This is a genomic window from Parafannyhessea umbonata, assembly GCF_900111255.1.
Lineage (GTDB): Bacteria > Actinomycetota > Coriobacteriia > Coriobacteriales > Atopobiaceae > Olsenella_J > Olsenella_J umbonata_A.
Window position 1 is genome coordinate 303,080 of sequence record NZ_FOGP01000002.1, and the last position, 14,711, is coordinate 317,790.

General features: G+C 64.2%; 11 protein-coding genes. 3 read left to right on the forward strand and 8 right to left on the reverse strand.

Annotated elements, in window-relative coordinates; genetic code table 11:
* The 5 genes from malQ to BMY31_RS04085 form a co-directional block, all read right to left on the reverse strand.
* A complete protein-coding gene (malQ, locus tag BMY31_RS04065) occupies positions 1 to 1,488 on the reverse strand; it encodes a 4-alpha-glucanotransferase (RefSeq protein ID WP_091008511.1) in 1,488 nt (495 codons plus the stop codon).
* 2 nt (positions 1,489 to 1,490) lie between these two features.
* Positions 1,491 to 2,354, reverse strand: a complete 864-nt coding sequence (locus BMY31_RS04070) for a carbohydrate ABC transporter permease (protein WP_078686985.1) — start codon at positions 2,352 to 2,354, stop codon at positions 1,491 to 1,493.
* Positions 2,354 to 3,256 carry a carbohydrate ABC transporter permease gene (locus BMY31_RS04075; RefSeq protein WP_078686986.1) on the reverse strand — a complete coding sequence of 301 codons (903 nt, stop codon included), beginning with the start codon at positions 3,254 to 3,256 and terminating at the stop codon, positions 2,354 to 2,356. Before BMY31_RS04075 ends, BMY31_RS04070 begins: the two co-directional genes overlap by 1 nt.
* Before the next feature lie 126 nt (positions 3,257 to 3,382).
* On the reverse strand, positions 3,383 to 4,699 hold the full coding sequence (locus tag BMY31_RS04080; protein WP_078686987.1) for an ABC transporter substrate-binding protein: 1,317 nt from the start codon (positions 4,697 to 4,699) through the stop codon (positions 3,383 to 3,385).
* Positions 4,700 to 4,743: 44 nt separating this feature from the next.
* Positions 4,744 to 5,754: a LacI family DNA-binding transcriptional regulator gene (locus tag BMY31_RS04085; RefSeq protein ID WP_091008514.1), complete on the reverse strand. Its 1,011-nt coding sequence runs from the start codon at positions 5,752 to 5,754 to the stop codon at positions 4,744 to 4,746.
* Between the two features lie 277 nt (positions 5,755 to 6,031).
* On the opposite strand from BMY31_RS04085, the gene BMY31_RS04090 reads away from it, so the two are divergent.
* Positions 6,032 to 7,321, forward strand: coding sequence for an alpha-amylase family glycosyl hydrolase (locus tag BMY31_RS04090; protein WP_091008516.1), 1,290 nt, complete (start codon positions 6,032 to 6,034; stop codon positions 7,319 to 7,321).
* Here the strand turns inward: BMY31_RS04090 and BMY31_RS04095 are convergent.
* Positions 7,299 to 8,267, reverse strand: a complete 969-nt coding sequence (locus tag BMY31_RS04095) for a helix-turn-helix transcriptional regulator (RefSeq protein WP_234970673.1) — start codon at positions 8,265 to 8,267, stop codon at positions 7,299 to 7,301. The genes BMY31_RS04090 and BMY31_RS04095 overlap by 23 nt on opposite strands.
* Before the next feature lie 175 nt (positions 8,268 to 8,442).
* Here BMY31_RS04095 and BMY31_RS04100 point away from each other — a divergent pair, with 175 nt between their 5' ends.
* Together BMY31_RS04100 and BMY31_RS04105 are read left to right on the forward strand one after the other, a co-directional pair.
* Positions 8,443 to 10,737: a glycogen/starch/alpha-glucan phosphorylase gene (locus BMY31_RS04100; RefSeq protein ID WP_091008519.1), complete on the forward strand. Its 2,295-nt coding sequence runs from the start codon at positions 8,443 to 8,445 to the stop codon at positions 10,735 to 10,737.
* A gap of 251 nt (positions 10,738 to 10,988) precedes the next feature.
* The gene (locus BMY31_RS04105) at positions 10,989 to 11,498 is read left to right on the forward strand and encodes a YbhB/YbcL family Raf kinase inhibitor-like protein (protein ID WP_091008521.1); all 510 of its coding nucleotides are present in this window, start codon (positions 10,989 to 10,991) and stop codon (positions 11,496 to 11,498) included.
* A 1,015-nt stretch (positions 11,499 to 12,513) separates the two neighbouring features.
* Here BMY31_RS04105 and BMY31_RS08980 read toward each other — a convergent pair.
* Together BMY31_RS08980 and BMY31_RS04120 are read right to left on the reverse strand one after the other, a co-directional pair.
* Entirely contained in the window at positions 12,514 to 13,986 is a 1,473-nt protein-coding gene (locus tag BMY31_RS08980) for an ABC transporter ATP-binding protein (RefSeq protein ID WP_091008526.1), read from the reverse strand.
* Positions 13,983 to 14,702, reverse strand: coding sequence for an energy-coupling factor transporter transmembrane component T (locus BMY31_RS04120; protein ID WP_180371355.1), 720 nt, complete (start codon positions 14,700 to 14,702; stop codon positions 13,983 to 13,985). Before BMY31_RS04120 ends, BMY31_RS08980 begins: the two co-directional genes overlap by 4 nt.
* Between the last annotated feature and the right edge of the window lie 9 nt (positions 14,703 to 14,711).

Consider the following 14,711-nt stretch of genomic DNA (forward strand, 5'->3'; position numbering starts at 1 on the left):
CTAGCTCGCGCTCCTTCCATACATGCGAGTCATCGAGGCAATGCGCTCGCTGAGCTCTGACGTTATCTGACCCGGCAGCAGTCTCCACTGCCAGTTTCCCCCAAGCGTGCCGGGGGTGTTGGTTCTGGCCTCGGTGCCAAGACCGAGGTAGTCCTGCATCTGCGCGACGAAGAGCGTGGCGACGCTCGACATGCCGCCCCTCACGAAGCCCCAGACAAAGCCCTCTTCGGCGTTGAGCCCCAGATACCTCTGGGCACGCTCGACGTCGGCGGGGTCGGCCTCCTCCCTCCAGCCCATGAGCGTCTGGTTGTCGTGCGTGCCGACATAGCAGGTGCTGTTGCGCTCGTAGCTGTGGGGAAGAAAGAGGCTCTGGTCGCGCGAGTCGAAGGCGAACTCGAGCACCTTCATGCCGGGGAAGCCGGAGTCCTCCAGAAGTCGCTCGACCTCGGGCGTGTGGTAACCCAGGTCCTCGGCGATGAACTCGACCTTGGGAAACGCCCTCTTGAGCGTCCCGACCAGGCCCATTCCGGGCCCCTTCACCCAACGGCCCCCGCGCGCCGTCTTCTGGCCGTAGGGCACGGCGTAGTACGACTCGAAGCCGCGGAAGTGGTCGATGCGGATCACGTCGTAGAGCCTGGAGGCACCTTCGATGCGACGCTTCCACCAGCCGTAGCCGTCGGCCTCCATCGCGTCGTAGTCGTACAGCGGGTTGCCCCAGAGTTGCCCGTCGGCGCTGAAGCTGTCGGGCGGCACGCCCGCGACCTCCACGGGGATGTTCTTCCGGTCGAGCTGGAACCACTGGGGCTCGGCCCAGACGTCGGAGGAGTCAAGCGCCACGTAGATGGGAAGGTCGCCGATGATGCCGACGCCCTTCTCGCCCGCGTAGGAGCGCAGCGCCTCCCACTGGCGGAAAAACAGGTACTGGACGTACACGTTGAAGTCCACCTGGTCGGCGAGCTTCGCGCGGTAGCCCGCGACGGCCTCGGGCTCGCGCATGCGGATGGCCTCGTCGGGCCACTCGAGCCACGAGACCATGCCGAAGTGGCGCTTGATGGCCATGAACAGGGCGTAGTCCTCGAGCCACGACACGTTCTTCGAGCGGAAGCGCGTCACGTCCCCCCGGTCACGCTCGAAGCCGCGCTCGAAGGCAAGCCTCAGGACGGAGGCGCGGCTCTTGTAGAGAAGGGCGTAGTCGACGCTGCTGGGGTCGTCTCCCCAGTCGGGGGCGTCTGCCTCCTGCCGGGTCAGCAGGCCGTCCTCCACGAGCATGTCAAGGTCGATGAGGTAGGGGTTTCCCGCGAAGGCCGAGGGGCTCTGGTAGGGGGAGTCGCCGAAGCTCGTGGGGCCAACCGGAAGCAGCTGCCACCAGGCCTGGTGTGCGTCGGACAGGAAGTCCACGAAGTCGTAGGCGGCCCGACCCAGGGTGCCGATGCCGTGGGGAGACGGCAGGGCGTAGATTGGCAGGATGATTGCGCTGGATCTTCTCATCTCTACCCCTTAACTGCGCCGGCGGCGACACCCTTGATGATGTGCTTTTGGCAGGCCAGATAGAAGATGATGACAGGGATGATGCTCATCAGGATGAGCGCCATGGTCGCCCCGAGGTCGACGGTGCCGTACGAGCCCTTGAGGTACTGGATGTGGATGGGGATGGTGCGGTACTCGTTGATGTCGAGCACGAGGTACGGCAGGAGGTAGTCATTCCAGACCCACATGATCTCGAGGATGCCGACGGAGATGAGCGTGGGCTTGAGCATAGGAAGCACGACGCAGAAGAAGGTGCGGACGGGCCCGCAGCCGTCGATTGCGGCAGCCTCCTCTATCTCGAGGGGGATGGACTTCACGAAGCCCACGAACATGAAGATTGCGAGCCCGGCGCCGAATCCAAGGTACACGATGGGAATCGTCCACGGGGTGTTGAGGTCGAGCGTGTCGGCGGTCTTCGAGAGCGTGAACATGACCATCTGGAAGGGCACAACCATCGAGAACACGCAGAGGAAGTAGACGACCTTGCAGAACTTGGAGTTCACGCGGGCGATGTACCACGCCGCCATGGAGCAGCACAGCAGAATCAGGAAGGTCGAGGAGACCGTGATGATGACGCTGTAGAGGGCGGACTTCCAGAACGGGTAGTTGCCGAAGGTCATGCCGTTGACAAAGTTGTCCCAGCCGGCGAAGCTCTCGCTCGTGGGGAGCGCGAAAGTGTCGGTCTTGACGAAGGTGTTCAGCTTGAACGAGTTGATGACGACCGCGACGACCGGCAGGACGTAGATGACGCAGATGACGGCCAGCACGACGGACATGATGGTCTTGCGACGCTTCTCGGAGGCGAGCGTCTCTTCCTTGGTTGCCATTACTGCTGCACCTCCCTCTTGCGGGTGTAGGCGAGCTGCGCAAGGCCGAGACCGGCGACGAGGATGAAGAACAGGACCGCCTTGGCCTGGGCGACGCCGCGCACGGCCGCACCCGTGGTGTAGAACGTGTTGTAGATGTTGAGGGCGAGCATCTCGGTCGTGTTGATGGTGCTGCCGTTGGGCTGGATGATGTAGGGCAGGCCTCCCGTAAGCGCCAGGTTCTGGTCAAACAGCTTGAAGCCGTTGGTGAGCGAGAGGAACGTGCAGATGGTAATCGAGGGCATGACGTTCGGGATGATCACCTTGAACAGGACCTGCCACTTGTTCGCGCCGTCGATCTTGGCGGCCTCGATCATGTCCTCGGGCACGGCCTGGAGGCCGGCGATGTAGATGATCATCATGTAGCCGATCTGCTGCCAGCACATAAGGATGATCAGGCCCCAGAAGCCGAGCGTGGTGTCAAGCAGAATCGAGGTGCTGTAGGCCTGGAGGATGCCGTCAAAGATCATCGACCAGATGTATCCCAGGACGATGCCGCCGATGAGGTTCGGCATGAAGAACACGGTGCGGAAGATATGCGAGCCCTTGATGTTCTGGGTGAGGACGTAGGCGACGGAGAACGCGATCACGTTGATAAGGACCAGGCTGACGATCGTGGTGGCCGCCGTGTACCAGAACGAGTGGGCGAAGCTTGCATCTGAGAGGGCCGCGACGTAGTTGTCGAGCCCGACGAACGTGGCCTTGGAGACCAGCTTGAAGTTGCAGAACGAGAGATAGATTCCCTGGATGAAGGGCCAGACGAAGCCGATGCAGAACGCCACGAAGACCGGGCAGATGAACAGGCCCGCCCATCTGCGGATGGAGTTCTGCCGGATGCTGCCTCCCTTTGCTTTCTTACTCATGGTTGCCCCTAACGAGCCTTTTGAAAGGAGGCCGGGAGGGCGGACGCCCACCCGGCCTCTCCTGCGTGCGAAGGTACTGCAAAAGTGCGAGGTAGTACGAATGGTTTGAAAGGAAGCCGGCGCGCGCTACTCGCTGGACTTGCCGTAGTTCTGGGCCCAGCCGTCGACAAAGGCCGTCTTGAAGGCATCCCAGTTCGCGTCAGAGGGATCGGCGGTGTAGGAGTTGAGGGCGGAGACCAGGGCGGCGCGGTAGGTGTTGACGTTGGGCTGGTAGTTGGTGGCCCAATCCATCGTGTAGCAGCCGTTCTTCTCGTACTCCGCGGCGTCGTTCAGGTACGGGTTCGAGCCCTCGGGTGCGTCGTTGAAGGGAAGGATGCCGAGCTCGTCGACCATGGTCTTGGAGGCCTCGGGGTCGGTGACGAGCCAGAGCGCGAAGTCCAGGGTCGCCTGCTTGTCCTCGTCGGAGGCATTGTCGTTGACGGCCCAGCAGTTCTCGGTGCCGCAGTTGAGGCCGGCCTTCTCCTCGCCGTCGACGCCGCAGTAGTACGGGATGCAGGAGGTCTTGGAGACGCCGTCCTTCACGTCGGCGTAGCCGAAGGAGCCCGAGAAGATGAACGCGGCCTTGCCGGTGGAGAACTCAGTGACGGGGTCGTGGCCGCCGGTCGCGAGCGTGTTGGGAGCGACGGTGCTGTTGTTGATAGCGAGGTCGAGCAGGTTCTTGTACTGCGGCAGGAACTCGCCGGTGATGGTCTTGGGGCACTCGTCCCAGGCGCTGCCGGACTTCTTCTCCTCATAGAAGTACTCAAGGTTGGCAAGGTGGCCGGTGACGCGCCAGGAGGAAGCGTCGTCGAGGTCGGTCGCGACGAAGGCGTCGAAGCCGAGCTCGGAGGCGCGGCTGTGGATGTCCTCGACAACGGACTTGAGGGACGCGAAGTCCTTGATGTCGTCCTTGCTGTGGCCGGCCTTCTCGAGCAGCTCGTCGTTCACGCAGATGCCATAGCACTCGTAGCAGTAGCCTGCCGCGACGACCTTGTCTCCGTCCTTCAGGTTGTACTCGTCGGTGCTCTGGGCCTTGACGAGGTCTGTGTCCTTGAGGTCCATGGCGTAGCTGCCCCACTCCTTCACGGCAGCCTTGTTGCCGATGACGAACAGCGTCGGGGCGGCGTCCTTGTCCATCTCGGAGGTGAGCGTCTGCTCGTAGGTGCCCGAGGCGGCGGTGACGACCTTCACCTTGACGTCGGGGTACTTCTCGGTGTACTTCTTGCCGAGCTCCTGGGCGGCCTCGTCCAGCTCAGGCTTGAAGTTGAGCCAGTAAACGCTGCCCTTGCGAGAGTCGCCAGAAGAAGCCTGGCTGCCAGAGCCGCCGCTGCATGCGGTGAGACCGGCAATGGCGGCCGCAGAGGCGGCGCCACCGAGGAAAGACCTACGCGTAATTGCCTTCATAATCAAAACCTCTTCTCTTTCTTCGCTTACCTTCAGCGAAACCGCTACCTACTCCCTACGGTCCCTCCGACACGCAGGGTAGTTTCCAACCTGAGGTGCTCGTTTTGGGCACCGTCGTTCAAGACGCCCATCAGCACCTGAACCGCAGTCTTTCCGAAGGTCTGCTGCGGCTGGCAGAGCGTGGTGAGCGTTGGAACCGTGTAGAGAGAAGACTCGATGCCGTCGATGGCGATGACCGAGACGTCCTCGGGCACGCGGCGGCCAAGGTCAGAGATGGCCTTCATCGCGGCGACGGCCATGGAGTCGGAGATCGAGAAGATCGCGCTCACGTCCGGACGCCTGCCCAGGAGCGCGAGGGTCTCGTCGTAGGCGGAGGACATGGAGAACCCGCCCGTCTGGACCACAAGGTCGCAGTCGACGGGGACGCCCGCATCCTTGAGGGCGGCGCAGTAGCCGCTGTAGCGCAGCGCGCCGACGGAGTTGGAGTCGACGGAGTCCAGCAGGATGGCAATCTTGCGGTGCCCGTGCTCCAAAAGGAACTCGGTTGCCTTGAGGGCCTCCGCCGCATCGTCGATGGAAACCGACGAGAAGGACGACTCGTCCAGGTCGCCGAACTGGTTGTCGAAGGTGCAGCAGACGAAGGGGACGCCGATGCTGGCGACCTCGTCTTGTGTGTAGTCGAAGCGACCGCCCAGGAAGATGATGCCCTTGAGGCGCTTGGAGCGCACGAACTCCGCCGCGGCCGATATCTCGTTGTCGCGGTCGGAGATGAGCTCGGAGATCAGGGTGCAGTCGTGCTTGTCAGCCTCCTCGTCCATCGCGTTGATGATGGGGGTGAAGAAGGGGTTGCCGCTGCCGCGGATGACGACGCCGATGGCGTTCATGGGGGCGGCGACGAGGTCGCGGGCGCTCTTGTTGGGAACGTAGTGCAGGGTCGCGATGGCCTCCTGGACCCTGGCGCGAACCTCCTTGCTCACGTCCGGGTGGTTGTTGAGGACGCGGGAGACCGTGCTGACGGAAACGCCACAGTAGCGAGCGACATCCTTGATGGTCATCCCGTCTCCCCTTTCGTTATTGAAATTGGCTATAGCGGCGAAAACGATTCTGGAAACGTTACTGGAAACGTTTCCGGCTTCCCGCTGACATCGTTATAGCCCGCCTCGGAATCGTCTGGAAACGTTTCCGAGACTTTTTGCCGTGAGCGAAGCGAATTTGGCCGCGAGCGGTATCTCGCCGACGGGATGCGTTGCCAAGGTGCTCGGCTATGCGATAAAACCGCCGCGGACACCACCCCGCACGCCGGGGCACGCCAACCGTCAAGAAAGGACTGTCATGCCGCATACCTGCAGAGATACAATATCGAGCCAGGTCATCTACTCTGTCTTCGTGCGAAACCACACGCAGGAGGGAACCTTCCGCGCACTCGAGGGCGACCTTGGGCGCATACGCTCGCTCGGCGCCGACTGGGTCTGGCTCATGCCGATCCACCCCATCGGAGAGGTGAGCCGGAAGGGGACGCTTGGCAGCCCGTACGCCATTCGCGACTACCGCGCCGTCAACCCCGAGTACGGCGACCTCGACGACCTCAGGCACCTCGTGAACGCGATTCATCAGGCTGGAATGCGCTGCATGATAGACGTTGTCTATAACCACACCAGCCCCGATTCTGTCCTCTTCGAGGAGCACCCGGGCTTCTTCTGGCACACCGCCACGGGCAAGCCGGGCAACCACGTGGGCGACTGGACCGACATAATCGACCTCGACTACAACGTCGGTGCCCTGTGGGACTACCAAGTCGAGACGCTCTGCTCGTGGGCCCGCATCGTCGACGGCTTCCGCTGCGACGTCGCCTCGTTCGTGCCCGTCGACTTCTGGAGGCGCGCCCGCACGGAGGTTGAGCGCGTCCACCCCGGCTTCGTCTGGCTGGCCGAAACCGTGCATCGCTCGTTCGCCCAGGCCGCGCGTGCCCGGGGCATGTACTGCGCGCGCGACAGCGAGATGTTCGACGCCTTCGACATCGAGTACTCCTACGACGTTCAGGAGGCCTTCGACGACTACCTGGACGGCAAGGCGACCCTCGCGCACTTTCTTGACCTCTTGGACTACCAGGACTTCGTCTTCCCCGAGGGCGCGAGCAAGATGCGCTACCTCGAGAACCACGACCTGCCGCGCATCGCCTCGCGCCTTGGCGGCCACTCGCTGGGCAACCTGACGGCGCTCGCCTTCGTGCTGAAGGGCACGACCCTGCTCTACGCCGGACAAGAGCTCTGCGCGACCCACCAGCCCAGCCTCTTCGACAAGGACCCGATCGACTGGGAAGCGAAAGACGACATCTCAGGCCTGCTCGCGCTTCTCGCCCGCATAAAGCACGAGACGCTCGCGGGCCTCGAGACGCAGACGCTTTCGGCCGAGAAGGACGTGGCCGTCGTGGGTCGCGGCCGCGTCGGGGACCAGCATCCCTCGGTGGTGGCGGTCCTCTCGCTCACGGGCGAGGCGGCGGAGGTCAAGGTCAGCCTTCCCGACGGACGCTACCGCGACCTGGTCTCGGGAGGGCGAGCCGAGGTAAGTGACGGCGTCGTGCGCAGCGCGGGCGAGCCGCTCATCCTCCAGGCGCAGCCTTAGGCGCGGGTTCGGCCGCGGCTGCCGCCCACCTCTTGCGGTAGGCGAGCGGCGCGCAGCCGTAGGCGGCCCTGAAGCTGCGGGTGAAGTACGGCACGCTGTCGAACCCGCAGCCCTCGGCCACCGCCGAGATCGGCTCGGAGGTGCGGCGCAACATGGCCTCGGCCTCCGACAGGCGGTATGCCCTGAGGTAGCTCACGAAGGTCTGGCCCGTCTCGCGACGGAAGACCCGCATGAAGTGCGCGGCGCTGTAGCCGGCGAGCCCCGCCGCTTCGCGCACGCTGATGGGCTTGTCAAAATGGAGCTTGACCTCGCGCAGCACCGGCTTCAGGCGCTCGGCCACCGCGTTGGGCGCAACAGCGGCGCCACGCTCCGCGTGCGCGTAGAGCGCACGAAAGAACAGGTAGACGCTCCCCTTGACCGCAAGGGTGTAGCCCGGCCCGCGCTCGGCGGATGCGGCATCGGCCGCGTCCAGGGCACGGGCCGCCTCGTCGTGCAGGGCGCCGCCGGGCCTGAGCACGCAGTCGAACGAGAGCGTCCCCTCGCGCAGGGGCACCAGGACGTTGTCGCGGCACCAGTCGTCCTCCATGCGCGAGTCGAAGGCCTCCAGCGAGAAGATGATGTTCTCGTACTCCATGCGCTCGCCGGGGACGCCCTCGATCGCGTGGACGCGCCCGGGGCACACCACCACGATGGTCCCGGCCCCCACCTCATGGCGCTCGAAGTCCAGCGAGACCACGCCGCGGCCCGCCTTGACGTAGATGACCTCCATCTGGTCGTGCCAGTGCTCGGGCACGCGGTCGAAGTCGAGGGGGATGGTGCAGAGGTAGGTGACGTAGGCGAAGCCGGGGCGCTCGTGCAGCTTGCGTTCGCGAAAGCGCTCGTAGTCGGTCCCGGCGGCAAGCCTGGCGGACCTCGCGGGACCCTCGATCGCGGCGGATTCGGCCACGTGCGGCCTCCCCTTCCGGGCGAGCGGACGGCGCGAACGCCGCGCACTTCTCCCCTTTTTCTGCTTGTAGCTGCGAAATGATAGCTTAGTGCAAATTCTTGCTGCTATCTGGCAGCATAATAGCGCTTCGACGCAACTATAGTGCCATTAGTTCCGACGAGCGAAAGGAAGAACCATGGCAGATGCAGTAACCCAGACGCGGGACGCCGGCACGGGCATCGCGCGCTACGCGGGCAAGCCCATCGCGAACTGCACGAACCTCGAGCTGTTCAACGCGCTGCTGCGCATGGTGCGCGACGCTGCCCAGGCGCGAGGAACGAACCAGGGCAAGAAGCGCCTGTACTACGTCTCGGCGGAGTTCCTCATTGGCAAGCTGCTCAGCAACAACCTTATCAACCTGGGCCTCTACGAGCAGGTTCGCGCAGAGCTCGCGGCGGCGGGGCGCAGCCTGGCGGAGCTCGAGGAGCTCGAGAGCGAGCCCTCCCTGGGCAACGGTGGCCTGGGCCGTCTGGCCGCATGCTTCCTGGACTCGTGCGCAACGCTCGGCCTTCCCGCCGACGGGATCGGCCTTGCCTACCACTGCGGCCTGTTCAGGCAGAGCTTCCTGGGCAACAAGCAGTGCGAGACGCCCGATGGCTGGCTTACCTGGGGTCAGGAGAGTTGGATGAGAAGGGCATCGCTCCACCAGACCGTGAGCTTCGGCGACTTCGACGTCACCAGCACCCTGTACGACATCGACGTCACCGGCTACGGCAGCAAGTGCGCGCGCCTTCGCCTGTTCGACGTCGACAGTGCGGACGAGCGCCTGATCAAGGACGGCATCGCCTTCGACAAGAGGCGCGTCGCCCAGGGCCTGACCCTCTTCCTCTACCCCGACGACTCAGACGACGAAGGCCGCATCCTGCGCGTCTACCAGGAGTACTTCATGTGCAGCAACGCGGCCCAGCTGATTCTGGCCGAGTGCGAGGAGCGCGGCAGCAACCTGCGCGACCTGGCCGATTACGCGGCGGTCCAGATCAACGACACGCATCCCTCGATGATCATCCCCGAGCTCATCAGGCTCCTGGTCCAGAGGGGCATCGCGTTCGACGAGGCCAGAGGCATCGTACGCGACGTCTGCGCCTACACCAACCACACCATCCTGGCAGAGGCCCTCGAGTGCTGGCCCAAGTCCTTCCTGCAGAGGGTGGCGCCGCAGATCGTTCCGATCATCGAGCGCCTCGACGCGGACGTGCGCAAGTCCTGCAAGGAGCCCTTCGTGCAGATCGTGGACGAGCACGACAACGTGCACATGGCCAACATGGACATCCACCTGTCGCACTCCACCAACGGCGTCGCGGCCCTGCACACCAAGATCCTCGAGGACGTCGAGCTCGCACCCTTCCGCAGGCTCTACCCCGAGCGTTTCAACAACAAGACCAACGGCATCACCTTCCGTCGCTGGTGCATCGCCTGCAACCCCGAGCTCGCGGCGCTTGTCGACAGGACCATCGGCGACGGCTGGAGGCACGACGCCACGCAGCTGGAGCGCCTCCTCGAGCACGAGGACGACGCCCTCCTGGGCGAGCTTGCGGCCATCAAGCGCCGCAACAAGGAGCGCTTCGCGACGTGGATCGAGCGGCACCAGGGCGCCAAGGTCGACCCCGAATCCGTCTTCGACGTGCAGTCCAAGCGACTGCACGAGTACAAGCGCCAGCAGCTCAACCTGCTCTGGGCCATTGACGCCTACCTGGGCATCAAGGCCGGCAAGCTACCCCGCCGCAAGGTGACGGTCATCTTCGGCGCCAAGGCCGCGCCCGCCTACACCATCGCGAAGGACGTCATCCACGCCATACTCTGCCTGAGCCAGGTCGTCGCGGCGGACCCCGTCGCCAACAAGTGGCTGCAGATCGTCATGATAGAGAACTACAACGTGACCGCGGCCGAGAGGCTCATCCCCGCAGCCGACATCTCGGAGCAGATCTCGCTCGCCTCGAAGGAGGCCTCGGGCACGGGCAACATGAAGTTCATGCTCAACGGCGCGCTCACGCTCGGCACCATGGACGGCGCGAACGTCGAGATCGCAGGCCTTGTCGGCGCGGACAACATCTTCACCTTCGGCGAGAGCTCCGACGAGGTCATCGCCCGCTACCAGCGCGGAGACTACGACCCGATGTCCTACTACCAGGACGACGAGCGCATCAAGGCCGCGGTCGACTTCCTGCTGAGCCACGACATGCTCGCGGCCGGCGACGGCCACAGTCTGGACCGCCTGGCCCACGAGCTGATGTGCAAGGACTGGTTCATGACGTTCCCGGACTTCGACGCCTACCTCGCCGAGAAGGACCGCATGCTCGAGGCGGCGGAGGACGAGGCTACTTGGCAGTCCAAGTGCCTCGTCAACATCGCGAAGGCCGGGTTCTTCTCGTCCGACAGGACCATTGCCGAGTACAACCGTGACATCTGGCATCTGACTCCCGACGCAGACTAGCACGATCGGCGTCACTGCACCCCCGCCGATCCCCCTAGTCGACTCCCCTTAGGTGGCGCCGCCCTCATCCGCCCGGACGGCGCCACCGCCCCACATGCAGAGGCGCCTCGCCTTCAGGCGGGGCGCCTCGTTTACATATCGGCTGAAGCGCGGTCGGCTGCCGTGGGATATCCTCTTGGACAGACAACCGATGCGGCGAAGCGCAGGGTAAAGGGACTCCGCGGGCATGCCGCACAACCGAGGGAGGACCCATGGACATCCAGATGCAGCTCGAAGACGGTTACCTTTCCGAGCGCTACGCCAAGCGCAGCGACGTAATGGACCGCGAGGGCTGGGCCTGCCGCAGATCGTTCCCGTTCGCAGTCACCGGCATCCCCGAGGGCACGAGGGCCCTAGGCATCCTCTACATGGACTGGGACTCCATTCCCGTGTGTGGCTTCCCCTGGATCCACTGGTGCGCCGTCGCGACGCCCGCGCACGCGGACTTCGACGGCACCTGGGAGGCGCCCGACGACCTGAGCCGCGGCTGCGCCGCCCGCATCAAGCAGGGCTACAACTCTGCCTGCAAGTCCGAGCCGGAGATCGGTGTTGGCTACGTGGGCCCATGCCCGCCCGACGCGGACCACGGATATACCCTGACAATCTTCGCGCTCGACGAGGACCCGCAGCTGGGCGAGCCGTTCTGGGCCAGCGAGCTGGTCGACCTCGCCCGCGAGCACGCGCTCGAGGAAGTCAGTCTTACCATGATGGCCTCCTGCTAGAGACGTAGAAGATTGAGTGCGAGCCGCCGGCGACATCAGTCACATCGGCAGAGGCCAGGACATCCCGGCTGGGGATGAAAGCGATCCAAGAGCCGTCATCAAGCACGTACCACGTCAGGGGACGAGCCTCGCGCACATTAGAGGTCCCTTTTGTCACGGACTCGTTCCCGTATGCCACGTCGACCCCATAGAGTTGCGTCATCGCCTCCCCACAGGCAGGCAGCCGATTCCGAGAGGAGCAATTCCCGACGGCTGCGACAAGAACGCCTGAGGAAGCGGATCCTCCAGAAACGCGAAGGCTGGTTCGTACGCCAGATTCGACGATGAGGCAAATGGCATCGGAAAGAAAAAGGAGAAGCAGCAAGAGCGTTGCAAGAACGGCCATGCGTGGCATGGGAAGCGAGCCATCTGCGAAGATGTGTCTTTTCATCAGCAACCTCAACCCCACGCCAATTCCCCAGAGCGAATACTCCTGAAGAGGTGCGGGCCTTTAATAAACCGTGAGCGCGGGGTTCAACCGTTTCGCCACGATGGTCGAAAGAATAGGCAAACTGACTGGCGGGAAACTACTTGCGGCGACGCCTCCTCAAGACAAGAGCAACGTAGACCAGGAGAAGAGCGGATGCGGAAGCGCCGAGGGTCAAAACGGTAGAGGATGAATAATCGCCAGCCACATTTGGCTCTTCCGGTAACGCAATGCTGTCATCCACAGCGTTATCAACGGACGACACCAAAGTGGCGGAATCCACATCGTCCGCCTCAGCAATTGCTCGGACCGGAACTCCCGTGAGAATCAAGGACATCGAAACCGCCAACGAAGTCACCTTTGTAAACGTTCTTCCCAGAACGCCATCGTGCCTAGCGTCAAGTCCCATGGCCAACCCTTTCCCTTCGCAGCAATCCATATTGCATGCGGCTATTCGCAGCCTTCTTTGCCATGAGCTATATAAAACAAGGAAAGAGGTCACAGGAAAGAGTCGTTGTCACTATTTGAGAGTGTTATAGTTACATATATTCACTTCCAGCACGTACCAAAGAACGCATCGAGCCGCCTTCGGCCCGCGGCGTCGATGGCGTAGGTCTCCCTGACCGCGCCGCGCTCCATGCGCATGACATGGGAGCAGCACGCCTGCACAAAGTCGCGGTCGTGCGTCACCACGAAGACGCTCGCGCGGTCCTCGAGCGAGCGGATCAGGCGGGCCGTCGCCAGCATGTTGCGCAGGTCCTGCCCGCTCGTTGGCTCGTCGAACACCAGGATGTCCTTTCCGGCCAGAAGTGCCGAGGCGATGGCGACGCGCTGCCTCTGGCCGCCCGAGAGGCTCAGGGGATGGCGCTCCTCCAGTCCGCGCAGCCCCAGCTCGCCCAGGATGCGGCTCACGTCCGCTTCGCGCGAGGGGTCCATGCCCAGGCGGACCTCCTCCTCCACGCTCTCGCAGAACAGCTGGTGGTTAACGTCCTGCATAACAAGGTAGCAGCGCTTGAGCAGCTGGCGGGAACGCAGTCGCTCGCCGCCAAGGAGCACTTCTCCGCCAAAGCGGCGCATGAGCCCGCAGAGGCAGGCCGAGAAGGTCGACTTTCCCGCCCCGTTCTCGCCAATCACGGCAACAACCCGCCGTGCCGGGAGGCTCAGGTAGGGCACGTCGAGGGCTGGGCACGCATGGCCATAGGAGTACCTGAAGTTCCGCAGCTCGAGCGCGTCGCTGCCGGCCGTGGGCGGAGGGCACGGCCGCTCGCCCCCGTCGAGGGCGTCGGGCGAAAGCGGCCTCAGCCCGTGCGCGATCCTGAAGCCATCACCCAACGCGACGAAGTCATCCATTGGGCCGTCCCATGCTATGCGCCCGCCGTCCACGACAACCACGCGGTCGCAGACGTCCCGAAGCCACGCGAGCCTGTGCTCGGCCACCACGACGGACCGGCCCATCTGGCGCCAGCGCTCAATCACCTGACGGAGCATGCCTATGGTCGGCGGGTCGAAGTTCGAGCTCGGCTCGTCGAGCACGAAGACCCTGGACCCCATTGCGTCCACCGACGCGCAGGCCACCCTCTGCTTCTGGCCGCCGGAGAGCCCGAAGATGCTCTTGCCCATGATGTCGCCAAGCGCCATCTGGCGAGCGGTCCGCTCGACGCGGCGTCTGACCTCGTCGGCGGGCATGCCCATGTTCTCGCAGCCGAACGCCACCTCGCTTTCCACGTCCACGCAGAAGAACTGGCTGCGCGGGTTCTGGAAGACGTTCCCCACCACGCGGCCCGTCTGGCAGAGGGGTGCAATAAGGACGTCGGATCCGTCGACCGCAACGCTGCCTTGGACCGTGGCCTGGTCGAAGTGCGTGGCCAGCCCATTTATCAGGCGCGTGAGCGTGGTCTTGCCAGCTCCGGAGGCACCGCAGACCAGAACGGCCTGGCCATCGGGGATGGTCAGGCTGATGCCCTTGAGAACGGGGCTCGCGGCCCCCTTGTACGTAAGCGTAACGTTGTCGAAGACGATCACTTGAGCGCTCCCAGGAGCTCTGCGGCAGTCAGGACATAGGGTGTCGCGCACATCAGGAGCACCGCGGCGTCAAATGCCCCGAAACCGATCTGGCACACGTTGGTCCTCTTGGCCTCGCCTCCCAGGCCACGCGTCAGGGCCGCGGCGGAAAGCTCTTCTCCGATGCGGGCCGTGCACACGAGCAGAGGGACGAGGCGGTATTCCACGATGCGCGAGGGCCTGCCGCCGCCCAGGGCGACGCCCCTCATGCGCATCGCGGCGCTTATAGAACGGCGCTCGTCGGCGATGGTGGGAAACATGCGGAACATGACCGAGAGCGGAATCACGATCTTGTCGGTGACGTGCACGCGGCGCATGGCCGCGCAGAACTCGCTGACGCGCGTCGTGGACGTGAGGTAGGCTGCCGCGAAGGCGCTGGGCACCAGGCGCGCCGCGATGCCCCCAAACATGAGGGCGAAGAAGTAGGGTGCCCCGTCCAGGACGGGGACGAGGGCGAAGAGCGTCACACAGGCCAGCAGGTAGGCCAGGGCGTAGGCCACCACGCGGCGCCAGTTGCGCTGACTCAGCATGAGTACAAGCACGATAAGCGCCATACCGTGCTGCACGACGGGCTCGGGAGAGGCGCCCCCGAGCAGGAAGACGCTGAGCGTGAGCATCACGGCCATCTTCGTCCGGGGGTCAAGCGAGAGGGCGCGGGACTCGCTCCGCTCGGCCATGGCGCCCCC

What these genes read in the sequence shown, in the direction of transcription:
- BMY31_RS04090 (WP_091008516.1), top strand. Translation starts at nt 6,032, where the DNA reads ATGCCGCATACCTGCAGAGATACAATATCGAGCCAGGTCATCTACTCT.
- BMY31_RS04075 (WP_078686986.1), bottom strand. Translation starts at nt 3,256, where the DNA reads ATGAGTAAGAAAGCAAAGGGAGGCAGCATCCGGCAGAACTCCATCCGC.
- BMY31_RS04070 (WP_078686985.1), bottom strand. Translation starts at nt 2,354, where the DNA reads ATGGCAACCAAGGAAGAGACGCTCGCCTCCGAGAAGCGTCGCAAGACC.
- BMY31_RS04080 (WP_078686987.1), bottom strand. Translation starts at nt 4,699, where the DNA reads ATGAAGGCAATTACGCGTAGGTCTTTCCTCGGTGGCGCCGCCTCTGCG.
- BMY31_RS04105 (WP_091008521.1), top strand. Translation starts at nt 10,989, where the DNA reads ATGGACATCCAGATGCAGCTCGAAGACGGTTACCTTTCCGAGCGCTAC.
- malQ (WP_091008511.1), bottom strand. Translation starts at nt 1,488, where the DNA reads ATGAGAAGATCCAGCGCAATCATCCTGCCAATCTACGCCCTGCCGTCT.
- BMY31_RS04120 (WP_180371355.1), bottom strand. Translation starts at nt 14,702, where the DNA reads ATGGCCGAGCGGAGCGAGTCCCGCGCCCTCTCGCTTGACCCCCGGACG.
- BMY31_RS04085 (WP_091008514.1), bottom strand. Translation starts at nt 5,754, where the DNA reads ATGACCATCAAGGATGTCGCTCGCTACTGTGGCGTTTCCGTCAGCACG.
- BMY31_RS04100 (WP_091008519.1), top strand. Translation starts at nt 8,443, where the DNA reads ATGGCAGATGCAGTAACCCAGACGCGGGACGCCGGCACGGGCATCGCG.